General features: G+C 72.8%; 20 protein-coding genes. 12 read left to right on the plus strand and 8 right to left on the minus strand.

Annotated features, from left to right (window positions below; all coding sequences use genetic code 11):
* Window positions 1-17: 17 nt before the first annotated feature.
* On the minus strand, window positions 18-2,681 hold the full coding sequence (locus ACFYW9_RS04545; protein WP_389144634.1) for a LuxR C-terminal-related transcriptional regulator: 2,664 nt from the start codon (window positions 2,679-2,681) through the stop codon (window positions 18-20).
* A gap of 313 nt (window positions 2,682-2,994) precedes the next feature.
* Here ACFYW9_RS04545 and ACFYW9_RS04550 point away from each other — a divergent pair, with 313 nt between their 5' ends.
* The 4 genes from ACFYW9_RS04550 to ACFYW9_RS04565 all read left to right on the plus strand — a co-directional run bounded on the left by ACFYW9_RS04550 (window position 2,995) and on the right by ACFYW9_RS04565 (window position 7,802).
* Window positions 2,995-4,620: an MFS transporter gene (locus ACFYW9_RS04550; RefSeq protein WP_389144637.1), complete on the plus strand. Its 1,626-nt coding sequence runs from the start codon at window positions 2,995-2,997 to the stop codon at window positions 4,618-4,620.
* Between the two features lie 199 nt (window positions 4,621-4,819).
* Entirely contained in the window at window positions 4,820-5,017 is a 198-nt protein-coding gene (locus tag ACFYW9_RS04555; RefSeq protein ID WP_151467062.1) for a hypothetical protein, read from the plus strand.
* A 124-nt stretch (window positions 5,018-5,141) separates the two neighbouring features.
* Complete coding sequence (locus ACFYW9_RS04560; RefSeq protein WP_389144640.1) at window positions 5,142-5,804, plus strand: HdeD family acid-resistance protein; 663 nt, start codon at window positions 5,142-5,144, stop codon at window positions 5,802-5,804.
* Between the two features lie 204 nt (window positions 5,805-6,008).
* Window positions 6,009-7,802: an ArnT family glycosyltransferase gene (locus ACFYW9_RS04565; RefSeq protein ID WP_389144643.1), complete on the plus strand. Its 1,794-nt coding sequence runs from the start codon at window positions 6,009-6,011 to the stop codon at window positions 7,800-7,802.
* A gap of 84 nt (window positions 7,803-7,886) precedes the next feature.
* Here ACFYW9_RS04565 and ACFYW9_RS04570 read toward each other — a convergent pair whose 3' ends face one another.
* Complete coding sequence (locus ACFYW9_RS04570) at window positions 7,887-8,408, minus strand: hypothetical protein (RefSeq protein WP_389144646.1); 522 nt, start codon at window positions 8,406-8,408, stop codon at window positions 7,887-7,889.
* Between the two features lie 226 nt (window positions 8,409-8,634).
* The gene (locus ACFYW9_RS04575; protein ID WP_329303134.1) at window positions 8,635-9,168 is read right to left on the minus strand and encodes a flavoprotein; all 534 of its coding nucleotides are present in this window, start codon (window positions 9,166-9,168) and stop codon (window positions 8,635-8,637) included.
* Window positions 9,169-9,462: 294 nt separating this feature from the next.
* On the opposite strand from ACFYW9_RS04575, the gene ACFYW9_RS04580 reads away from it, so the two are divergent.
* Together ACFYW9_RS04580 and ACFYW9_RS04585 are read left to right on the plus strand one after the other, a co-directional pair.
* Window positions 9,463-10,095, plus strand: a complete 633-nt coding sequence (locus ACFYW9_RS04580) for a LysE family transporter (RefSeq protein ID WP_389144650.1) — start codon at window positions 9,463-9,465, stop codon at window positions 10,093-10,095.
* A gap of 159 nt (window positions 10,096-10,254) precedes the next feature.
* A complete protein-coding gene (locus tag ACFYW9_RS04585) occupies window positions 10,255-10,698 on the plus strand; it encodes a nitroreductase family deazaflavin-dependent oxidoreductase (protein ID WP_351860997.1) in 444 nt (147 codons plus the stop codon).
* A gap of 135 nt (window positions 10,699-10,833) precedes the next feature.
* Here ACFYW9_RS04585 and ACFYW9_RS04590 read toward each other — a convergent pair whose 3' ends face one another.
* A complete protein-coding gene (locus tag ACFYW9_RS04590) occupies window positions 10,834-11,940 on the minus strand; it encodes a cation diffusion facilitator family transporter (protein WP_389144809.1) in 1,107 nt (368 codons plus the stop codon).
* Window positions 11,941-12,116: 176 nt separating this feature from the next.
* Here ACFYW9_RS04590 and ACFYW9_RS04595 point away from each other — a divergent pair, with 176 nt between their 5' ends.
* Window positions 12,117-12,422: a DUF4235 domain-containing protein gene (locus tag ACFYW9_RS04595; protein ID WP_389144654.1), complete on the plus strand. Its 306-nt coding sequence runs from the start codon at window positions 12,117-12,119 to the stop codon at window positions 12,420-12,422.
* 116 nt (window positions 12,423-12,538) lie between these two features.
* Here the strand turns inward: ACFYW9_RS04595 and ACFYW9_RS04600 are convergent, their stop codons facing one another.
* Entirely contained in the window at window positions 12,539-13,000 is a 462-nt protein-coding gene (locus ACFYW9_RS04600) for a pyridoxamine 5'-phosphate oxidase family protein (protein ID WP_351860999.1), read from the minus strand.
* Window positions 13,001-13,086: 86 nt separating this feature from the next.
* On the minus strand, window positions 13,087-13,851 hold the full coding sequence (locus tag ACFYW9_RS04605; RefSeq protein ID WP_351861001.1) for a TetR/AcrR family transcriptional regulator: 765 nt from the start codon (window positions 13,849-13,851) through the stop codon (window positions 13,087-13,089).
* Window positions 13,852-14,006: 155 nt separating this feature from the next.
* Here ACFYW9_RS04605 and ACFYW9_RS04610 point away from each other — a divergent pair, with 155 nt between their 5' ends.
* The 4 genes from ACFYW9_RS04610 (at window position 14,007) to ACFYW9_RS04625 (ending at window position 18,228) form a co-directional block, all read left to right on the plus strand.
* Window positions 14,007-15,500: an APC family permease gene (locus ACFYW9_RS04610; RefSeq protein WP_389144659.1), complete on the plus strand. Its 1,494-nt coding sequence runs from the start codon at window positions 14,007-14,009 to the stop codon at window positions 15,498-15,500.
* A 46-nt stretch (window positions 15,501-15,546) separates the two neighbouring features.
* Window positions 15,547-17,178, plus strand: coding sequence for an amidohydrolase (locus tag ACFYW9_RS04615; protein ID WP_389144662.1), 1,632 nt, complete (start codon window positions 15,547-15,549; stop codon window positions 17,176-17,178).
* A 136-nt stretch (window positions 17,179-17,314) separates the two neighbouring features.
* Window positions 17,315-17,677: a DUF1304 domain-containing protein gene (locus tag ACFYW9_RS04620; protein WP_389144664.1), complete on the plus strand. Its 363-nt coding sequence runs from the start codon at window positions 17,315-17,317 to the stop codon at window positions 17,675-17,677.
* Window positions 17,674-18,228, plus strand: a complete 555-nt coding sequence (locus ACFYW9_RS04625) for a TetR/AcrR family transcriptional regulator (RefSeq protein ID WP_326783982.1) — start codon at window positions 17,674-17,676, stop codon at window positions 18,226-18,228. Before ACFYW9_RS04620 ends, ACFYW9_RS04625 begins: the two co-directional genes overlap by 4 nt.
* Window positions 18,229-18,261: 33 nt before the next feature.
* On the opposite strand, the gene ACFYW9_RS04630 is transcribed toward ACFYW9_RS04625, so the two are convergent.
* The gene (locus ACFYW9_RS04630) at window positions 18,262-19,110 is read right to left on the minus strand and encodes a hypothetical protein (protein WP_389144666.1); all 849 of its coding nucleotides are present in this window, start codon (window positions 19,108-19,110) and stop codon (window positions 18,262-18,264) included.
* A gap of 123 nt (window positions 19,111-19,233) precedes the next feature.
* Window positions 19,234-20,181: a GlxA family transcriptional regulator gene (locus tag ACFYW9_RS04635; protein WP_389144812.1), complete on the minus strand. Its 948-nt coding sequence runs from the start codon at window positions 20,179-20,181 to the stop codon at window positions 19,234-19,236.
* 137 nt (window positions 20,182-20,318) lie between these two features.
* Between ACFYW9_RS04635 and ACFYW9_RS04640 the strand changes: the two genes are divergently transcribed.
* Window positions 20,319-21,269, plus strand: a complete 951-nt coding sequence (locus ACFYW9_RS04640) for an NADP-dependent oxidoreductase (protein WP_389144669.1) — start codon at window positions 20,319-20,321, stop codon at window positions 21,267-21,269.
* Window positions 21,270-21,485 lie beyond the last annotated feature (216 nt).

The raw sequence follows: 21,485 nt of genomic DNA on the forward strand, positions 1-21,485 counted from the left end.
GTGCGACGGTCCGCGGCTCACAGGATGTGCAGGTCGCGGGCCCGTCGTACGGCCTCGCCCCGGCGGGTCGCGGCGAGCTTGCGGTAGACGCTCTTGAGATGGGTCTTGACCGTGTTGACCGACAGATGCAGATCGGCCGCGATCTCGTCCCTCGACATCATCTGCGCCAGCCGTTCCAGCACCTCCTGCTCGCGCTCGCTGAGCTGTTCGACCACCGGTTCGATCACGGACTCCTGCCCCGTCCGCAGGCCCGGCCCGGTACCCCGGACCGCGGCCGCCTCCGGGAGCCACTCATGGCCCTGAGCCAGCGCGGGCCGGTGCCGCACGAAGGCCCGTATCCAGGGGCCGGCCTCCAGGAACGGCCGTCTCAGACGCTCCGGTCTGGCCGTCCGCAGGGCCCGCGCCACCAGTCGCTGGGCGGTGGAGTCGTCGCCCAGCGCGTCCGCGGTCTGCGCCCGTGCGAGCAGCACCCGGACGGCGATGCCGGGCCCCTCGTCCACCTCGACGGAGAGCGCGTCGAGCAGGGCGCGCGCCGCCTCCCGGTCACCGGTGGCGAGCCTCGCACGGGCGGCGGCCGCCGTGGCCTCCGGCCCGGTCGCCCGCTCCTCCACGAGCACCTCCGCCGCGGCGAGCGGTTCACCCAGTGCCAGGTACGCGGTCGACCTGGCCAGCGCGGCCCGGTCACCGACCCACGGTGAGGGCTCGACCCCGTGCGGCGGGCGCTTCAGCTCCTCCAGGACGCGCAACGCCTCCTTCGGATGCCCCTTGGCCAGCAGTACCCGGGAGCGCAGCAGCGCCAGGCCCGCCGTCGCGACGGGATCGTGCGAGGCCGTACCGGAGGCGGTCGCCTGGTCCAGATGGGTCTGCGCCGCCGCCAGATCGTCGCGCTCCTCGGCGACCGCCGCCAGCACGAGCTGGGCGACGCCCGTCCGGTCGGCGGGCGGCAGGCCGGAGCGCTCCGCCTCGGCGACCGCCGCCCGCGCGTGCGACTCCGCCCGGCTCGGCCGGCCGCACAGGAGATCGATCAGGGCGAGCCGGCTGAGGGACTCGTGCCGGGGGTACGCGGTGGACGGCCCGTCATCGACCTGCACGGCGGCGGACAGCGAGAGCCGGGCCGCGTCGAGCCGTCCCGCCCAGAGCTGCGCCGAGCCCAGGTCGGTGAGCATCAGGGCGGGCAGTTCCGGGTGCCGTTCCAGCCGCTCGGCCGGAAGGGACAGCTCCGCCGCCGTCATGTCCTCGGCCGCCGCCTGCGCCGCCTCGGCCGAGCCGGTCAGCCGGGCGGCGAACACCCGCAGCAGCGCGTGGCTCAGCCTCAGGGCCGCCGTGCCGGCCTCGTCGCCGGCCAGGTTCTCCCCTGCCCGGCGCAGGTAGTCGAGGCCCCGGTCGACGTCGTGGCGGACGAGTTCACGGGCGGCGCGCACCAGACACGCGGCTGGACCGGCCGCGTCCGGGGGCATGGCGGCGAACAGTCCGTCGAGGCGCTCGGCGTCGAGTCCCGTCAGCAGTTCGCCGATGGCCAGCTCGTCGACGAACCGGTCGGCCGCGAGCTCCCACTCACCCGCCCCCGCCGCGTGCGGCAGGGCCTCCGCCAGCAGGCCCGACTCGCTCAGCCAGCGGGCGGCCCGCCGGTGCAGCTCCGGCTCCAGGCCCGGGAGTCTGACCCGCAGATGGACCCGCAGGATCTCCGCGAACAGGGGGTGCAGCCGGTACCACGAGTGGCCGATGGCCTCGACGAAGGCGTTGGCGTGCTGGAGCCCGGCCAGGATGGGATCGGCGTCGTCCCGGCCCGTCAGGGCGTTGGCGAGATCCGGGTGGATCTGATCGAGGATGCTCGAACGCAGGAGCAGGTCCTGGGTCTCCTCCGTCTGCGCTTCGAGGACCTCGGCCAGCAGGAAGTCCGCGAGCGTGCTCTGGCCCGCCTCGAAGTTCTTGATGAACGTGTCCGGGTCGTCGACGTGCTGTGCCGCCAGGATGCACAGGCGCAGTCCGGCCGCCCAGCCTCCGGTCCACTCCGTCAGCGATCGGGCGCCTTCGTCCGACAGCCGGATGTCGTGACGGTTCAGCAGCGCGGCCGTCTCTCCCGGGACGAAGGCCAGGTCGGCGCCCCGGACCTCGGCGACCTCTCCGGCGGCACGGTAGCGGTGCAGCGGAAGCTGTGGCTCCGTACGGCTGACGACGACCAGGCGCAGGCCGCCACCCGCGTGGCGCAGGACGAACTGGAGCTCGTCGGCGACCTCCGCCGAGGCGCCCACCCGGTCGAACTCGTCGAGCACCAGGATCACGGGATCCCCGCGTTCGCTCAGCCAGGCCGCCAGCCGGGTCAGCAGGGAGTGGTCGACGTCGCCGGGGCTCGACGGGCTGCCGATGTCGTCCGGCACGTCCGCTCCGTGCCGCCGCAGGGATTCCAGGACGTACGTCCAGAAGATGCCGGGGCCGGTGTCCTCGGGCTCCACGGTCAGCCAGGCCACGTCGTCCGGACGGTCCGTCGTGGAGATCCAGTGGGCGACCAGGAGCGTCTTCCCCGCTCCCGCGGGCCCGTTGACCAGGGTGAGGGGGCCTCGCACACCCTCGGCGAGGCGTCCGACCAGCCGCGGCCTGCGGACGAAGGTCTCCGTCAGGTCGGGGACGGTGAACCGGACGGCGAGCAGGGGGTCACCGCCCGGGGTCAGCAGCCCGGCCATGAGGTCCTGCCTCCGCGATGTCTCGGCAGCGGCGACGCGTCCGATCCGATGTGGTCCGGGTCCACGGCTCCCTCCCCGGTGTAACCCCCGCACACTGATCGTCACCTGATGTCCGGAATGTCGCAAGGCAGGCTCCGGTCCCCCGCCGCGGGTGAGGTGCGGGGGACCCGTCCCGGGTGCCATGGGAGCGGATTCCCCGGATGCGCGAAAGCCCGGGTCCGGGTGCCATGGAGGTGCCGTGGACGCGCGGCCGGGCCGGACGCCCCTGTCCGGCACGGCGGCGTCGCGGGCGGAATCGATGAGGTGGTCACCGGTGAAACACTGGCGCGCTCTTGCCGTGCTCGGGACGGCCCAGTTCCTGATGGTCCTGGACACCTCCGTCATGAACGTGTCCATCAGCCAGCTCGTGGAGGACTTCGACACCGAGGTCACCGCCATCCAGGCCGTCATCACGCTCTACGCGCTGGTCATGGCCGCGTTCATGGCCACCGGCGGGCGGCTCGGCGACATCCTCGGACGCCGTCGGCTCTTCCTCGTCGGACTCGTCGTCTACGGCGTGGGCTCGGCCCTGACCGCGGTGGCTCCCACCCTGTGGATGCTCGCGCTCGGCTGGTCGGTCATCGAGGGGCTCGGAGCCGCCCTGGTGCTGCCGGCCATGGCGGCCCTCGTGGCGGAGTCCTACGGCGGACGGGACCGGGCCGTCGCCTACGGTGTCATCGGCGGGCTCGCCGGTGCGGGCATCGCGGTCGGACCGCTGCTGGGCGGCTGGGTGACGACGTACCTCACCTGGCGTCTGGTCTTCGCGGGCGAGGTCGTGGTCGTCGTCGCGATGCTCTGCTTCCGCCGGGCGATCCCCGACAGGCCCCGGCCCGAGCCCCGCCCCCGGCTGGACGGCGTGGGTGCCTTCCTGTCGGCGGCCGGACTGGGACTGGGCGTGCTGGGTGTCCTCCAGAGCGGCACCTGGGGGTGGGTGCAGCCCCGCAACCCGCCCTTCACCGTCCTCGGCTTCGCTCCGACCCTGTTCGTCGTCTCGGCCGGGGTGCTCGTCCTGGCCGTCTTCGCCAAGTGGGAGCGCCGCAGGGAGGCGCACGGCACCGACCCGCTGATCCATCTGTCGCTGCTGCACCGGCTGCCCCTGCGCTCCGGTCTGCTGACGCTGGTCAGCCAGAACCTCATCCTGCTGGGGCTGTTCTTCACCATCCCGCTGTATCTCCAGGTGGTGCAGGGGTTCGACGCGTTCCAGACGGGACTGCGGCTGCTCCCGGTGTCCGTCACGATGCTGCTGGCCTCCGTACTGGCCTCCAGGCTGGGGCGGGTGATGGGGCCGCGCCGGGTGGTGAGACTGGCCCTGCTGACGCTGCTCGGAGCCATCACGTGGCTGCTGGCCACCATCGAACCGGACATCGACGACGCCCAGTTCGCCGGGGCCATGGCCCTGCTGGGCGTCGGCATGGGCCTGCTCGCCTCGCAGCTCGGCAACGTGGTGCAGTCCAGCGTCGGCGAGGAGGAGCGCAGCGAGGTCGGCGGACTCCAGTTCACCGCCCAGAATCTGGGCTCCGCGCTCGGTACCGCGCTGATCGGATCGATCCTCGTCGGCGCCCTGGCGCAGGCCTTCACCAACCAGGTGGCGAAGAACCCGGCGGTGTCGCAGGAGGCACGCAGTCAGACGAGCGTCGCGCTCGAGGCCGGCATCAGCTTCGTCCCCACCGACCAGGTGCGTTCGGCCGCCGAACAGGCCGGGCTGCCGCCGGCCGAGGTCGACGCCGTCACGGACTCCTACGCGACGGCTCAGCTCAACGGCCTGAAGGCGGCGATCCTCGCGGCCGGCGGCATCACGCTCGCGAGTTTCCTGGTCACGACGCACCTGCCGACCGGAGGGGCGGGCCGGGGGAAGGCACCCGGGACGAGCAGCCCGACCGTTCCCGTCGAACCTGCGTGAGCGCGCGGGACTCGAACCGGTGAACCCGAGACGCTCGAACCGGCGTGAACCCGGGGCGCCTGAACCGGCGCGAGCGCGCGGCGGCTCCCCGGCCCCGATTCACCTTCTGCGGGTGAGGGCGGGCGGGGCGCGGTGCCGGATGATCGTGGGGAAGGGTGCCGTCCGCCCACCCCAGGCCGCCCGCCGGGGAGAGTTCCGTATGCAGTACGAGATCCGCGTCGAGGGACATCTGTCGGAGACGCTTTCCGAGGCGTTCCCGGAGATGGACCACGTGCTGATCTCGGGCCAGACCATCCTGTTCGGCCCGGTCGTCGACGAGGCGCACCTGTACGGACTGCTGGCCCGCTGCCGGTCGCTCGGCCTGCGGGTCGTGGAGATGCGCCAACTGCCCGGGTGACCACGAGGATCACCCGCCGGGGGTGAGCCGCCGGAACCCGGCGCACGGGAGCGTGGATGCCGGGAATCCACCCGCCGTCCCGTCGGCGGCCCGGACCGGTCCGCCGGCCGCGTGAGGAGGAACCATGACGGAATCGCATGGTCCGGCACCGCAGACCGGACCCGAACCCGGGCCCGGGGGCCGGGCCTACGCGCCCCCGGGGGACCCCGCGGTCATGCTGGACCGCGTCGGCGCCTCCTGGACCTGGCTCCTCGGCTCGGCCGTCGCGACGCTGGTCCCCGGCGTCCTGATCCTGGTCTGGCCGGACGAGACCCTGCACGTCCTCGCGGTTCTCCTGGGCCTCTACCTGCTGGTGATCGGCCTGTTCCGGTTCGTGTCCGTGTTCGGCCAGCGGGAGCAGGGCAACCGGTTCGCCACGCTGCTGATCTCGGTGCTCTACGTACTGGCCGGCGTCCTGTGTCTGCGGAACCCGCTGCAGACCATCGCCGCGCTCTCCCTGATCCTCGGCATCGTCTGGCTCGTCTCCGGCGTGCTGACCGCGTACACCGCCCTCGCGGCCAAGGACCTGCCGCACCGTGGCTTCGTCCTGTGCGCGGCGGCGATCGGCGTCATCGCGGGCATCGTCGTACTCGCCCTGCCGACCGAGTCGGCCCGCGCCCTGACCCGGCTGCTCGGTCTGTGGATGGTGCTGATCGGTCTGGTCGAACTGGCCGTGGCCTTCGCCTGGCGGGCCGCGCTGCGCCGGGCGGTCTCCGCCGGGCCGCGCGACCCGGCCTCCCCGTACTGAGGAGAGGCCGGAACGGAGGACCGGGCACGCCCGGCCGTACGCACACCGCCGCCCGCGATCCCTTGAGTTGTGCGGAAGGCCGGGCATACTCGTGACTCCCCTGCCAGGACGCCGGCCGGATCACCCGGCCGGCGCCTCGACGCGTACCCGAATCCGTGGGCCGCCCGATGAGCAGGCTCGTACGGAGCGGACGTAACAAAGGGCATGCCGACATCTCTGGCCAGCAGGCACGACGAGCGCGTGCCGGTGAACGGCGCGGTGGCACCGCGCGCGCTCCTCGGGCGGCTGCGACGGCACAGAGGGGCCGTGTTCGTCGTCGCCGTGGCCCTGCTGCTGGTCCAGATGGCCGTCGCCATGGTCAGTACGGCCGTCGAGCAGACCCCGACGATCGACGAGCCCGTGTACGTGGGCACCGCGACGGTCTACGTCCAGCAGCACGACCTGCGGTACAACCCCGAGCATCCGCCGCTGGGCAAGCTGATCATCGGAACGGGTCTGCTGTTCGCGCACCCGCACCTCGACCCCGCGTTCAAGGGCGACCAGACCGAGCTCGGGCGGCATGTGCTGTACGAGTCCGGCAACGATCCCTGGCGGGTGATGCTGTGGGCGCGGTTGCCGGTGATCGTCCTGACGCTGCTGTCCGGTCTGGTCGTCCTCGCGTTCGCCCGTGAACTCGCGGGCAGGAGGGGCGCGTTGGTGGCCCTCGCGCTCTACGCCTTTTCGCCCGACGTGATCGCGCACGGCTCGCTGGCCACGCTCGACGTCCCGGCGGCGGGTTTCCTGCTGACCTCGGTGTGGCTGGTGTGGCGGGCCGGGCGACGGCCGTTCCTGTACCTGCCGCTCTCGGCCGTGGCGCTCGGCGCGACGGTGGCGACCAAGATGAGCATGCTGCCGGCCGTTCCGCTGGTGCTGCTCCTCGCGGTCGTGTCCGTGTGGCGCGCGGGCACCAGTGGCCGGGGCGCGGCGCCGGTCGACGGCCCACGGGTGAGGGCCCGGCTGCTCGGACGCGCCGCCGCGGCCGCCGCCGGGATGGCCGTGGTGGCCGTCGCCGTGGTGTGGGTGACGTATCTGGCCGTCGATCCCCGGCTGCGCTGGACGGCGCCCGCGGATCTCCCCGCCGTGCACGGGCTGCGCGCGCTGCTCGTCGACCACCTGCCCGTGCCGCGGCCGTACCGGGACGGTATGCGGGTCCAGTTCGGCTTCGAGAACGCGACCTGGCAGGGCTTCCTCTTCGGTCGGCTCTACCAGGGGTCTCTCTGGTACTACCTGCCGGCGGCGCTGCTGGTGAAGACCCCGCTCGGCATGATGGCGCTCTGGACGGCCGGTTCGCTCGCGCTCCTGGCCGTACGCCGGCTGCGCCCCGCGGCCCCGTACCTCCTGATCCCGCCGGCGCTGCTGCTGGCCTCGGCGATGACCGGCTCCCGCGATCTCGGCGTGCGCTACGCCCTGTTCATGCCGGTGTTCCTCGCGGTCGCGGCGGGCTGCGCCGTGGTCCCGCGCGGGCGCCGGCAGGAACGGGCCGGGGCCGAGCGGCGGCGCCCGCCGGGGTGGGCGGGGATCACGCGGCGGCCCGGGCCGGGGTGGCCGGGGCCGGTGACGGCGGCGCTGGTCCTGTTCGTCGGCGTCAGTTCGCTGCTGACGTACCCGTACTACCTGCCGTACTCGAACGAGGCGTTCGGCGGCCCGGGGAAGACCTACCTGCGTCTGCACGACTCGAACGTCGACTGGGGCCAGGACCTCGGCCGCCTCGCCGACCGGCTGAAGGAGCACTACCCCCACGAGAAGGTGTGGCTCGTCTACAAGGGCGCCGGGGTGCCGTCCGCCTACGGCATCGACGCGACCGACCCCCGTACGGTGCCCGCGGCCCGGGTGCACGGACTGCTCGTCGTCTCCGACACCGCGATCGACAAGGCCGATGCCCGCCTGAAGGCGCTGCTGGCCCCGAGCGGACGGGTCGAGGAGATCGGCCACTCGATCACCGTGTTCCGGAGGCCGTGACCCGGTGCCGTTCGCGGACGGCGGGCCGGCGACCGGCGCGCCGCCTCCCTGGAACGGCCGACGGCCGACGGCCGACGAGCCTGCCTACGCCCGCTCCAGGACGTAGGCGCTGCGGGAGTCGGGGTCGCCGAAGAAGAAGTACAGCAGCAACCGCTTCTTGTCGTTCCGCTGCAACTCGAAGGTCCAGGTATAGGTCTCGGGTGCCGGCTCGGGCCCGGCCGACGTGCCGAGGCTCTCATCGGGGCCGGGAGTACGCGTGGCCGATGCCGTGCGCGAGGTGAGGGTCAGCCGGACGTGCTGGCCGTCGTTCCACCCGACGCGCTCGTCCGTCAGCTCCCACACCCCCGTCCCCGACACCCGCCATCTGTCGTCGAAGTCGAACTCCTGCCCGTCCAGGAGGCGGATGACGGCCGTTCCGTCAGCGCGGAGAGTGACCTCCGTCCTGTCGACGCAGCGCCACGAATCCACGATCTCCGCCCGCTTCGCGTCATGCACCGCGGGCACCTCGTCGTACATGTGCGGACTGCATCCCACCAGGACGAGCAGGCCGGCCACGAGGACCGCGACGCGCCGTACCAACGGGCCGAGCGGGTCGGTCCTCACCATCCGGTCCTCCGAAGCGGCGCCACAAACGACTGCGGTTCGACCGGGTGCCGATCACGCGCCCGCCATCCTGCCAGCGTAATTGAACATGTTCAACTCCTTCTCCGGACCGCGCTCCTCCGACTTCGGATCACCGCCGGCCGCGAGGGAAACGCCTGACGGGGCGGCCCGGCGAAAGCATCGGTTCTCGTCGGCCGCGGCTCGGAGCCGGAGCGGGCCCGGAGCGGGCTCACGCCCCGGGCGTCAGCAGGTCCAGCACCCGTTCCCAGGGGAAATCCCCTTGCCCGCCGTCCTGTTGACCGTCGCCTGCGTACGGGTCGCCGAAGCGGACGCCCATTCCGCGCAGTCGCTCGACGCTGGCCCGGTAGGCGGGGTGTGCCGCCAACGCCTCGTTCACGCAGGGCAGTACGGCGATCGGGACGCCGAGTCCGTAGGCCTCGCACAGGGTTCCGAGGGCGAGGGTGTCGGATATCCCGGCCGCCCACTTGTTGACGGTGTTGAAGGTGGCCGGGGCGAGGGCCACCGCATCCGGGGCGGGGAAGGGGCGCGGGTCGCCCGGGGCCCGCCAGGCGGAGCGGATCGGACGTCCGGTCCGTTCCTCGACGGCCGCCGCGTCGATGAAGCCGAGGCCCTGGGGCGTGGCGATGACACCGACCTCCCAGCCCCGCTCCCGCGCCGCGGTGATCAGCGTACCGACGCCCTCGGCGACGCCCGCCGCGCAGACGACCACGTAGAGGAAGGGTTTCTCGCTGGGTTCGCTCACGTTCGCACCCTAGTGAAGATCCCGGCCCACCGGTGGTGAGGGGAGCCACGCGGGGGCATTCCCCCGCCGGGCAGGCGCCTTTCGCTCCGCCGGGGCACGTCGTCGACGGAGACCTCGGCTCAGGACGCCCCTGCGGAACCCTTCCGAAAACCGGTTGCGCGGTCGCGGCCGGCGGCCCGAACATCTGCCCATGTCCACGAACGAAGCCTTCCTGCCGCCGACCTCCGCCACCGCCCGTCCGGTGCGGGTCCAGCAGCAGCCCGGCCGACCGCGGAGGCCCGAGCTTCCCCGGTCGTGACCGCCGCTCTCGTCGCGGGGCTTCTCGCGGGCTACGGCATCGCCATGCCCGTCGGAGCGGTCGCGACCTACCTCGTCTCCCTCACCGCTCGTACCTCCCTTCGGATCGGCGCCTCGGCCGCGCTGGGCGTCGCGACGGCCGACGGGCTCTACGCCCTCGTCGCCGCGCTCGGGGGTACGGCGCTCGCCGCCGGACTCCAGCCGGTGATGCTCCCGCTCAGCCGGGCCTCCGCGCTGGTCCTGGCCGCGCTGGCGGTCCACGGCGCGATCGGCGCGGTCCGCCGCTACCGCGGGCGCCGGCTCGCCGAACGGACCGGGCAGGACCCCCCGCACCCCGTCCGCGCCTACCTGTCACTGCTGGGGATCACCCTGCTGAACCCCACCACCGTCGTCTACTTCGCCGCTCTGGTGCTCGCCAGCCGCACGGCCGAGGCGGTGAGCCCGCTGGAGCAGGGAGTGTTCGTGCTCGCCGCGTTCGCCGCGTCCGCGAGCTGGCAGCTCCTGATCGCCGGGGGCGGCGCCCTGCTCGGCCGGACGCTGACGGGCCACCGGGGACGACTGGTGACGGGGCTCGCGTCGAGCTGCGTGATCATGCTGCTGGCCGTACGTGTACTGGTGGCCCCGTCATGAGGGCCCGGGCCCCGGCCGGTGTGCGGCCCGGTACACCCCACCGGGGGATCGGTCCGGCACGGGGAGCCACACGGGCCGCGGTGCGGAGAATTCGCGTCCGTGCTGGTGTTGAATCGTGCCGAGACACGACCAGTCCGACGCGACGATGGGACGGAAGTCATGCCACTTGAGGGCGAGTACGAGCCCAGCCCCACGCAGTGGGTCCGGGACCAGGTGGAGTTGTACGAGAGTTCCGGTGGGACCAAGGGAACGACCCTGATGGACACCGGCCTGCCCGTCATCATCCTCACGACACGCGGTGCCAAGAGCGGCAAGATCCGCAAGACCCCGCTGATGCGCGTCGAGCACGACGGACGGTACGCCGTGGTCGCCTCGCTCGGCGGTGCTCCCAAGCACCCGGTCTGGTACCACAACGTCACCTCCGACCCTCGCGTCGAGCTCCAGGACGGACCCGAACGCAAGGAGTTCACGGCCCGGGAGATCACCGGCGAGGAGAAGGACCAGTGGTGGGAGCGCGCGGTCGCCGCGTATCCCCCGTACGCCGACTACCAGAAGAAGACCGACCGGGTGATCCCCGTCTTCGTGCTGGAGCCGGTCGCCTGACTCCGGCACACCGCCGGAACCACGTAGGGACCGGCTGACCCACCGGCCGGCGCACCCGCGGGAACCCCCGACGGGCCACCCGGATTTTCCGCGGTGCCGGTGCGCATGAACCGAAGGACGTCGGGCACCCGAATGTCAGGCCCCGCCGCGCTCCCCCGTCGCGGCGGGGCTTCTCGTCGTGGCGGGGCTTCCTGTCGTGGCGGGGTCGCGCGCGGGGATGGGGTCTCCCGTCGGCGCGTCTCGCGTGGGGACCCCATCGCTCGCTCCGCCCTCGCCGCGGCGCGCGGCCGCTCGCGCCGCTCCGGCGTCGGTCACGTCGAGGAAGATCTGGCCGGCCTCGGGGAAGGTGTGGGCGACCGAGCGCTTGATACGGACGGCGACCTCCTCGACCTCCTCGCTGTCGAGCCCCGGGACCAGGTCGATCCTGGCGGCCACCAAGGTCGAGGCGAGGCCGATCTCCATGGTCAGCAGCGCCTCGACGCTGTCGATCTCGGGCTGTGCCTTCAGCAGTTCACGGATCCGGCCGCTCTGCTCCTCGTCGACAGCCCGTCCGATGAGCTGCTCGCGGGCGTCGCTGCCGAGCCAGAAGGCGATGCACACGAGCAGCAGTCCGATGGCGAAGGAGGCACAGGCCTCCCACACGACCTGGCCCGTGATCATGTGGAGCACCATGCCGACGATCGCGAGGCTCACCCCCAGGACCGCGGTGCCGTCCTCGGCGACGACCGTCCGCAGGGCCGGGTCGCGCATGCCGTCGCCGCCCTTGCCGCGGATCTGGAAGAGGGCGCGCAGAAGCGAGGCCCCTTCCGCGAGCAGGGCCACACCGAGCACCGCGAGCCCGGTCATATAGCCGCCGAAGGATTCCTCGGCCCCGTTGCGGAGTGCCTCGAAGCCCTGGAAGAAGGAGAAGCAGCCGCCCATGACGAAGATGCCGACGGCCGCGAGCAGTGACCAGAAGAACCGCTCCTTGCCGTAGCCGAACGGATGCTTCCGGTCGGCGGGCCGCCTGCTGCGGCGCAGCGCCGCCAGCAGGAACACCTCGTTCAAACTGTCCGCCACGGAGTGCGCGGCCTCCGAGAGGAGCGCGGGCGATCCCGAGGCCAGGCCGCCCACCGCCTTGGCCACGGCTATCACCAGGTTGGCGCCCAGCGCCACGATGACGGTGACCCTGGTCCGGCCGTCCGAACCGTCCTCCTTCCGCCGCCGCTGCCGCGTCGCCGGGGCGCGATCCGCCGCTTCCACCGGTTCTGTCGTCTCTTCTCCGCTCACACCGGCCGGTTTCCCTCGGGGCTCCACCTCACACGGGGACGGCCTGGAGAATCGGACCGAGGGGTACACGGGCGGCACAACGGGCACTCGTACCCGGTGGGAGGAGGCCGGAGTGGGTCCGCGGCCTCGGAAGCGGAGAAGGAGTCCCGGTGTCCAAGAAGCAGAAGAAGCTCAAACTGCCCCTGGCGTACAAGCCTGTCGGCTTCGTGCTGAGCTGGGCCGGAGGTTCCCTGGCCGGGCTCGCCTTCCAGAAGACCTGGATGGCGATACGTCATGAGGAGGACGCTCCCGACGCCCTGGACAAGGACCGCGGCTGGGGCGAGGTCCTGCTCGCCGCCGCCCTGCAGGGCGCGATCTTCGCCGTCGTCCGCAGCGCGGTGGACCGCTCGGGCGCCAAGGCCATCGAACGGTCCACGGGCGTGTGGCCCTCCCCCGACAGGACCGGCCGCGACTGAGCGGCGCGGACGCGCGCGTCACGAGTCCGGCCCGGGCAGGTGACGGGCGCGGCGGGCGGCCACAGCGGCCCGCCGCTCCGCCGTCCCGCCGCGCCGGTCCCACCCCTCCGGCGCTGTCAATCGGCCACCAGCCACGCGCCGTCCCGCATGAGGTCGCGGCCGGAGAGTTCGTCGGCCTCGCGCCAGGCCTGCACACGCACCGGGGTGACGCTGAAGTACCGGTAGTGGGTGCTGAGTCCGCGCGGGTCGAAACCGGTGCGGGCCGCGAACGCGTCGCCGGTCCCCTCCGGCAGCTCGTCGGCCTCCAGTGTCCGGACGGTGCCTTCGATCATCACCACGTCGCGTGTCGGCCCGAGGCCGAGCCGTACCGTACCGGTCGCGCGCAGGTTGCGGCCCGTGGGACTGGCGGCGGGGGTGGCCAGCAGGACGGTCGTCCCGTCCCAGAGGTAGGACAGCGGCACCAGATACGGCGCTCCCCCGGCGCTGTCGGCGGTGGACACCCAGACGTCGACGTCGGTCTCCAGCCGGTCGAGCGTGTCCTGTGTGCGCTGCTTGCGGGTGCGGGCGGGCGGGTTCATCTGCGGACGGCCTCCTGGTCGACGGCGTACGGGCGGCACACCTGCCCGGGGCAGGTCGCTCTGCACGGATGACGGTGGAGCGGGCCTCAGTGTGACGGGCCGGGCCCGTTCGGCGCGGGTCCCGCGGCGGACCCGCCCGCGGTGATCTCCGCGAGCCGGGCGGCGGCGGCGCCGAGCAGCAGGTCGAGCGCCGTCGGATAGGCGCTGCGCCGCATGTCGTGCACGAGATGGCGGGCCGTCGCCGCGATGTTCGGGTGGCTGTCGGCGGGCAGCCGGGCGTACGTCGCCCGCCACACGGCGGCCTCGGCCTCTCGGGTGGCCGGGGGAAGGGCGAGGCTCGCGGCGTCCAGGGCCGCGAACGCGAGGGCCTGGTCGACGAAGGCGTGGTAGATCCGTACGGCCTCCGGGTCGGGGAATCCGGCGCCGCGGAGCACCCCGAGGATCGTCTCCACCGCCTGGATCTCGTGGGCGCGGCCGGTCACCCGGTAGGAGCTGAGCACGGCGGCCTGCGGATGGGCGAGGGATCCGGCGTGCACGCGCAGGCCGAGTTCCCTGAGGTCGGCCCGCCACTCCCCCGTGGGGTGCCAGGCGCGCAGGGTGCGGCCGATGAGCTCGTCGGCGATGGCGAGCAGCAGGTCGTCGGTGTCGCGGAAGTACCGGTACAGGGCGCTGGGGTCGGCGCCGAGGGCGAGGCCGAGGCGGCGGACGGTGAGCGCGTCGGCGCCGTGCTCCTTGAGCAGCCGCAGGGCGGTCTCGACGATCAGTTCCTCGGAGAGGACGACGCCTGTCTTGGTGGGGCGTCTGCGCCGCCGGGCGGCGGGCGGGACGACACGGTCGTTCGTGGACGTCATGGGGTCTCCCTCCGGTGCGGTGCGCGATCCCTCCGGTGTGGTCCTCCTCCGGTGCGGGCACCTTATGTCAACGCCGTTGACCTGTTAAGGCCCCGGGCAGTTTCATTTCCGGTCATCGGGCCGGAACCAGGCCCCGGGTGCGATCGGAGCAGGCCATGACGCAGAACCCGTACGGTGTGGATCCCCCGTCCTTGCGCAAGACCCTCGGCCTGCTGGACGGTGTCGCCATCGCCGCCTCCAGCACGGCGGCGACCACCAGCATCGGGATCGGCCTCGGAGTGACGGCGGGGGTGGTCGGGCTGCATCTGCCCGCGATCATGCTGCTGGCCTTCCTGCCGATCCTCGGGATCGCGGGCGCCTTCTCCCGGCTGAACCGGGTCGAGCCGAACGCGGGCAACGGCTATGTGTGGGTGGGCCGTTCACTCAGTCCCTGGCTGGGTTTCCTGGTCGGCTGGGTGAGCATCGTGGCCACGGTGGCGTTCCTCGCGTACACCACGGCGGTGACCGGTTCGGCGATGATCCAGCTCGCCGGCCAGGCGGGCCTGCACACGGTGGCGGGGCTGGCCCTCGATCCGGGCTCGACCGCCCAGACCACGGCCGTGGGCGTCGTGGTCCTCGTCGCCGTCACGCTCACCGCGGTGACCGGTGTCAGAACCGCGGCGCGGCTCCAGGCCGGGCTGCTGGTCTTCGAGTACGTCGTCCTGCTGGGCTTCTGCGGGTACGGCATCGTGAGCGGTCCGCACCCCTTCAGCCTGAGCTGGTTCGACCCGTTCCAGATCCCGTCGGCGACGGCGCTGGCGCAGGGCCTGCTGCTGTCGGTGTTCTGCTACTGGGGATTCGAGGCGGCGTTCACCGTGAACGAGGAGGTGCGCGATCCGCGGGACGCCTCGCGGGCCGGGACCATCACGCTGGTGACGATGCTGGGGCTGTTCCTGCTCGGCTCGGTGGCCTTCCAGCGGGTGCTGTCCGAGGACGAGCTGGCCGGGCACGGCGCCGAGGGACTGGCCTTCCTCGGGAACCGGCTCGCCGACCAGCCGCTCGCCGCGCTGCCCCTGGTGGCGCTGATGTTCTCCGCGGTCGCCTCGCTGCAGGCCGGGGTGATCCCGACGGCGCGCGGGATGTTCGCGATGAGCCGGGACCGTACGCTCGGGCCCGTGTGGTCCAAGGTCAGCGCCCGGTACGGCACTCCGGCGATGGGCACGCTGCTCATCGGCACGATGGCCGTTGCGGTGGCGACGCTCTCGCTGGTGATTCCCCGTCTCGCCGACATGATCATGGCGACGGTCAACGCCGTCGGGATCGTCGTGGCTCTGTCGTACGCGCTCATCGCCCTCGCGGCGGCCGCCCGGTTCCGCGGGCTGCTGCGCGAGAACCTGCGGGACGGGATACGCGCGGTCGTCCTGCCCGCCCTGAGCGCCGTGGCGCTGCTCGGCCTCGGCGGCTATCTCGCCCGGTCCTTCTACGACTCGGCCGATCATTTCGAGGTCAGCGCGGACAACGGCTGGTTCCTGCTGCTCACCCCGACCCTGATGATCGTCTCGGGCTTCGTGGCCGGGGCGTGGGCCAAGTGGGTCCGCAAGTCCGCGTACTTCACCACCGGGCGGGGAACCGACGCCGACGCGCCCCAGCTCCTGGCCACCCCCCACTGAGCTTCCGGCGACCCGAAGCAAGGAAACGGAACAAGGAAACGGAACGATGCACGCTGACCTGCTCTTCACCGGCGGCCCGGTGTTCACTCCCGAGGGCCGCACCGCGACGGCGGTGGCCGTCACCGGCGAACGCATCACCGCCGTCGGGAACGCCGAGGTCCATGACCTGGCCGGCCCGGACACCGAGGTCGTCGACCTGGCCGGGCGGCTGCTGCTGCCCGGGTTCCAGGACGCGCACGTCCACCCGGTCCCGGCGGGCCTGGAACTCGCCCAGTGCGATCTCACCGGCGCGAAAACAGCCGAGGACACCGTGGCCGCCGTCCGCGCCTACGCCGAGGCCCACCCCGAACGGGAGTGGATCACGGGCGGCGGCTGGTCCATGGAGGCCTTCGCGGGCGGTACGCCCACCAAGGAGCTCCTGGACGCGGTCGTACCCGACCGGCCGGTGTATCTGCCGAACCGGGACCATCACGGCGCCTGGGCCAACAGCCGCGCCCTCGAACTCGCCGGCGTCACACGGGACACACCCGACCCCGCCGACGGACGCTTCGAGCGGGACGCCTCGGGCGAGCCCACCGGCATGCTCCAGGAAGGGGCCATGCAGTCGGTCGGCCGGCTGACTCCCCCGGCCACGTCGGCGGACCGGCTCGCCGCGCTGCTGCACGCCCAGCGCCGTCTGCACTCCCTGGGCGTCACCGCCTGGCAGGACGCGATCCTCGGGGACTTCCTCGGCATGGAGGATCCGTCGGAGGCGTACATGACGGCGGCCCGTGACGGTTCGCTGACCGCGCGGGTGGTCGGCGCGCTGTGGTGGGACCGGGAGCGCGGCGCCGAGCAGATCCCCGAACTCGTGGAGCGCCGGGCCGCGTTGCGGCACGGCAGGTTCCGGGCCACCAGCGTGAAACTGATGCTGGACGGGGTCGCTGAGAACGGCACCGCCTCGCTGCTCGACCCCTACCTCGACAAGTGCGGCTGCGCCACGGCGAACCGGGGCAAGAGCTTCATCGACCCGGACCGTCTGCCCTCGTACGTGGCCGAGTTGGACGCGCTCGGCTTCCAGTGCCACTTCCACGCGCTCGGCGACGGCGCCGTACGCCACGCGCTGGACGCCGTGGAGGCGGCGCGGAAGGCGAACGGGCCGAGCAACACCCGGCCTCATCTCGCGCACCTCCAGGTCGTGCACCCCGACGACGTTCCGCGCTTCGCGGCGCTCGGCGCCACCGCGAACATCCAGCCGTTGTGGGCCGCCCACGAACCGCAGATGGACGAGCTGACGATCCCTTTCCTGGGGCCCGAACGGGCCTCCTGGCAGTACCCGTTCGGGTCGCTGCTGCGCTCCGGCGCGCGGCTGGCGGCGGGCAGCGACTGGCCGGTCAGCAGCCCCGACCCGCTCCAGGGCATCCATGTCGCGGTCAACCGGGTGAGCCCGGACGAGCCGGGGCCGGTGTTCCTGCCGGCCGAACGCGTCGATCTGACCGCCGCGTTGACGGCGTACACCGCGGGAACGGCGTACGTGAACCACCTCGACGACACCGGGAGCGTACGGGCGGGTGCCCTCGCGGATCTCGTCGTCCTGGACCGCGACCCGTTCGCGGGACCACCGGAAGCGCTCAAGGAGACCGGAGTCGCGCTCACCTACGTCGGAGGGGAGCGCGTGTACACCGCGCCGAACGCCTGAGCCGCACGGCCTTCGGGCCTCGCTGAGCCGCACGGCCCTCCGGCTTCACTGCCGCCGCCGTCACTTCTTGGACAGTCGTCCAGCTATAGTGGACACCTGTCCAAGAAGTGACGAGACGGATCGGAGCCCGCCGACGATGGAAACGGCCGCGAGCGTGCTGGTGGGCCTGGTGGCCGCGCTGCACGCGTACATCCTGGTGCTGGAGATGTTCCTGTGGGAGAAGAAACCGGGGCGGGGTCTCCACGGGTTCGACGCGCCGATGGCGCGGGCGACCGCGCCGCTCGCCGCGAACCAGGGCCTGTACAACGGATTCCTGGCCGCGGGTCTGGTGTGGGGACTGGTCGCGGCGGACCCGACCGGCCATGACGCGCAGGTCTTCTTCCTGTGCTGTGTCGTGGTCGCGGGTGTGTACGGATCGGTCACCGCGAACCGCCGCATCCTCTTCGCCCAGGCGCTGCCGGGGGCGCTCGCCCTGGCCGCCGTCCTGCTCGCCGGATGACGCCCGACGACCCGCGCGCCGCCCGGACCCGCGCGAAGCTGCGGCAGGCGCTGCTGGAGGAGTGCGCCGAACACCCGCTGGAGGAGACCGGCGTCGCCGCGCTGGTACGGCGGGCCGGGGTCGGCCGGGCGACCTTCTACGTGCACTACGCCGATCTGGAGGCCCTGGCGGTCGACGCGTGCGCCGATGTCGTGCGGGAGGCCGTGGAGGCGCTGCACGCCTGGCGCGGCCGGCCCGACCCGGTGTCCGCGCCCCCCGCGCTGCGGGCCTTCTTCACCGGACTCGCCCCGCACGCCGGTCTCTACCGCGCGCTGCTGAGTCCGGGCGGCGGCGGCCCGCTGGGTCTCGTGCTCCACCGCGACCTGCGGGCCCGCAGCCTGGCCGAGCGCACCCTCGCCGGCGCGCCGGACGCCCCCCTCGTCGCCTCCGCGGTGGCCGCCACCTTCGCGGGCGTCCTCGGGGACTGGCTGCACGGCCTGCTGGAGGGCACCCCGGACACCGTCGCGGACGAGGTCTGGCAACTCCTGGTCGCCCTGCACACGAGCAGGTGACGCGCCGGGCCGGGCGGCGGACCGCCCGGCTGCTCACCGGCAGCCGAAGCGCGAGCTCGTCGCCGGCCACGCCTCCACCCCGTCCGAGGTCCTGACGTACGCCGTGGACCGGTCCGGTGTCAGCCACAGCCTCCAGTCGCCGTAGCGGTAGCCGGTGTCCCGCGCGTCGGCGGGCATGCGAACGTCTCCGTCGTAGGCGGCGGTGAGGGCCTCGGCCGGGAGGACCCGGTGCGGATCGCGCGCGTACTGACGGCCGTACCGGCCCAGGTCGAGGAAGTGCGCGCTCTGCCAGTCGCAGTGCTCGGCGCCCGCCACACTGGACACCTCGGTGGTCGGCACTCGGTGGCCGTCCCGGTCCGTCCAGATCTCGTACCCCCGCGCCTTCGTCCAGCTCGCCGGGAACTCGGAAGGGTCGCAGGACGCGCTGGTCTCCGGGCCCCAACCCGGGCGCCGCGGCTGGTCCTTGGCGACGACGACGGCGACCTTGGTGCGGCCCGCGACGTCGTACGAGAACAGGACGCGACCCCCTTCGGTACGCTCCACCCGGTAACCCCGATCGGGCAGTTCGGGCTGGTAGATGTCGAAGTACGCCTCCAGCCCCTCCTCGGGGGTCGAACCGCCGTCACCCTTGCTCCACGCGTCACCCGCGTCGCCCGCCCGGATCGCGCCCTCGCACTCCAGCGCCCGGCCCGCCGCGCCCGAACTCTCCTGCGCGTCCCCGTCGTCCTCCACCGTGTACGGAAGGTCCAGCGGCCCGGCGTACGGGGCGGCGGGCGCGGTGCCGGTCACCACCACCCCCTCGTGCCCGTCCCCGCCGCACCCCGCCGCCGCGAACCCCACCAGCGCCACCACCGCGGCCACGATCCCGCTGCGCGTCCCCACCACTGTTCCTCCACCCGTCGCTCGTGCTCCTACGACGCACGGGTGCGGACGTTCGTTCGTCGGCCGGTGCGGGTGATCGCCCGGGGAACGGCGCATGGCCTCGCGCGGACGGTCTCGCGGGGATCAGCGCGCGGTCTGGAAGGTCCGCCGGTAGGTCTGCGGCGAGACGCCGATCGTCGCCTGGAGGTGCTGGCGCAGCGAGGCGCCCGTCGCGAAGCCGACCTCGCCCGCGATCCGGTCCACCGGCAGATCGCTGGCCTCCAGCAGATGGCGGGCCCGGGAGAGGCGCTGCTGGATGAGCCAGCGGCCGGGGCTGAGACCCACCTCGTCGTTGAAGCGGCGGGCGAAGGTGCGCAGGCTCATTCCGGCGTGGGCGGCGAGATCGGTCAGGGTCAGCGGGTCGCCGAGGCGCGCGAGTGCCCAGTCGCGGGTGGCGGCGGTGCTCGCCGTCGAGGGTTCCGGGACGGGCTGTTCGATGAACTGGGCCTGGCCGCCCTCGCGCAGCGGCGGGACCACACAGCGCCGGGCCACCCTGTTGGCCAGTTCGCTGCCGTGGTCGCGGCGGACGATGTGCAGGCAGATGTCGATGCCGGACGCGGCTCCGGCCGAGGTGAGGATGTCGCCGTCGTCCACGAAGAGGACGTCCGGGTCCAGGTCGACCCGCGGGAACAGGCGCCGGAACTCGTCGGCCACACACCAGTGCGTGGTCGCCGGGCGTCCGTCCAGCAGACCGGCGGCGGCCAGGACGAACGCGCCCGTGCAGATGGAGACGATGCGCGTGCCCGGACGGATGCACGCGAGGGCGGCGGCGACCTCGTCGGAACGGCCGACGGGGAGGGCGGCCGGGGTGACGGCGGCGATCACCACCGTGTCCGCCGTCCGCAGGACCTCGGGGCCGTGCTCGACGGTGACGGAGAAGTCGGCGTCGGTACGGACCGGACCTCCGTCGACGGTGCAGGTCACCACCTCGTAGCGGCCGTCCGCCGCGCCGAGGATACGGCTGGGCATCCCCAGCTCGAAGGGATAGACCCCGTCGAGCGCCAGGACCGCGACGCGCTCCACGCGCTCCACCGGCTCCCCTCGCTCCCCGTACCCCGGTCGCTCCGCCCGCTCCGCGTTCCGCGCCGTTTCGCTCATGGCACGATCTTATCGAAGGTTGGCAATCATGCCATTTTCTGCCGGGGTGCCTCCGGGCAGGCTGGTTCACCATGAGCACTGTGAACACGATGCGAGCCATCAGCCAGACCGTCCTCGGCGGTCCCGAGGTTCTTGAGGAAGTGACCCTGGAGCGACCCTCGCCGCGACCGAACGAGATCCTGGTCCGGGTACGGGCCGCGGGCGTCAACCCGACCGACTGGAAGCACCGCGAGAACGGCGGGTTCCTCGGCGAACCGCCCTTCGTCCTCGGCTGGGACGTCTCCGGCGTGGTCGAGGCGACCGGCATCGGCGTCGCCGCCCTCCAGCCCGGGGACGAGGTCTTCGGCATGCTGCCCTACCCCTACGGCCACGGCTCGCACGCCGAGTACGTGACCGGCCCGGCCCGCGCCTTCACCCGTAAGCCGTCGGTGATCGACCACACGCAGGCCGCGGCCCTCCCGCTCGTCTCCCTGACCGCCTGGCAGGCACTGACCGAGCGGGCCGGCGTGCGGCCGGGCCAGCGGGTGCTGATCCACGCCGCGGCCGGAGGGGTCGGCCACGTGGCCGTCCAGATCGCGAAGTCCCTCGGCGCGTACGTGATCGGCACCGCGAGCGCGGGCAAGCACGACTTCCTGCGGTCCATCGGCGTGGACGAGCCGGTCGACTACACCAGCGTCGACTTCTCCGAGGCCGTGCGCGACGTCGATGTCGTCCTGGACACCGTCGGCGGCGACACGGGGCTGCGCTCGCTGCGTGTCCTGCGCCCCGGAGGCGTGGTCGTCTCCATCCTGCCGGTCGGGTCCGACGCGTTCTACGAGGAGGCCGAGCGGCTCGGGGTCCGGGCGGTGCGGATGCTCGTCGACGCCGACCAGACCGGCATGAGGGCGGTCGCGGATCTCGTCGAGAAGGGCGCGCTGCGCGCCACCGTCGCCGAGACCTTCCCGCTCGCCGACGCCGCCAAGGCACACGCCCTGGGCGACACGGGCCGGACCACGGGGAAGCTGGTCCTGGTGGTCGACTGACGGCCGCGCGACCGCGCCGCCGGATACAGCGGGGGGCCGGGTGCAGCGAGGGCCGGGTGCAGCGGACAGCATGGCGCGCCAACTCGCCGCGCACAGCGAAGACATATGTCAATCGAACATGCTGGAATTCACCTCAACGAGGGTAACTTGCAGAGCAGGAAACGGTTTTACATCGAACCGGCGCCCTGGTCGTGTCCAGTGATCGCTTGACGAGTC

Origin of the sequence: Streptomyces sp. NPDC002698 (genome assembly GCF_042888945.1) — a bacterium.
Taxonomy (GTDB): Bacteria; Actinomycetota; Actinomycetes; order Streptomycetales; family Streptomycetaceae; genus Streptomyces.

Excerpts from the sequence above, each read along its gene's own strand:
- ACFYW9_RS04545 (WP_389144634.1), bottom strand. The coding sequence starts at position 2,681 with ATGGCCGGGCTGCTGACCCCGGGCGGTGACCCCCTGCTCGCCGTCCGG.
- ACFYW9_RS04555 (WP_151467062.1), top strand. The coding sequence starts at position 4,820 with ATGCAGTACGAGATCCGCGTCGAGGGACATCTGTCGGAGACGCTTTCC.
- ACFYW9_RS04560 (WP_389144640.1), top strand. The coding sequence starts at position 5,142 with ATGACGGAATCGCATGGTCCGGCACCGCAGACCGGACCCGAACCCGGG.
- ACFYW9_RS04565 (WP_389144643.1), top strand. The coding sequence starts at position 6,009 with ATGCCGACATCTCTGGCCAGCAGGCACGACGAGCGCGTGCCGGTGAAC.
- ACFYW9_RS04570 (WP_389144646.1), bottom strand. The coding sequence starts at position 8,408 with ATGGTGAGGACCGACCCGCTCGGCCCGTTGGTACGGCGCGTCGCGGTC.
- ACFYW9_RS04585 (WP_351860997.1), top strand. The coding sequence starts at position 10,255 with ATGCCACTTGAGGGCGAGTACGAGCCCAGCCCCACGCAGTGGGTCCGG.
- ACFYW9_RS04600 (WP_351860999.1), bottom strand. The coding sequence starts at position 13,000 with ATGAACCCGCCCGCCCGCACCCGCAAGCAGCGCACACAGGACACGCTC.
- ACFYW9_RS04605 (WP_351861001.1), bottom strand. The coding sequence starts at position 13,851 with ATGACGTCCACGAACGACCGTGTCGTCCCGCCCGCCGCCCGGCGGCGC.
- ACFYW9_RS04610 (WP_389144659.1), top strand. The coding sequence starts at position 14,007 with ATGACGCAGAACCCGTACGGTGTGGATCCCCCGTCCTTGCGCAAGACC.
- ACFYW9_RS04615 (WP_389144662.1), top strand. The coding sequence starts at position 15,547 with ATGCACGCTGACCTGCTCTTCACCGGCGGCCCGGTGTTCACTCCCGAG.
- ACFYW9_RS04620 (WP_389144664.1), top strand. The coding sequence starts at position 17,315 with ATGGAAACGGCCGCGAGCGTGCTGGTGGGCCTGGTGGCCGCGCTGCAC.
- ACFYW9_RS04625 (WP_326783982.1), top strand. The coding sequence starts at position 17,674 with ATGACGCCCGACGACCCGCGCGCCGCCCGGACCCGCGCGAAGCTGCGG.
- ACFYW9_RS04640 (WP_389144669.1), top strand. The coding sequence starts at position 20,319 with ATGAGCACTGTGAACACGATGCGAGCCATCAGCCAGACCGTCCTCGGC.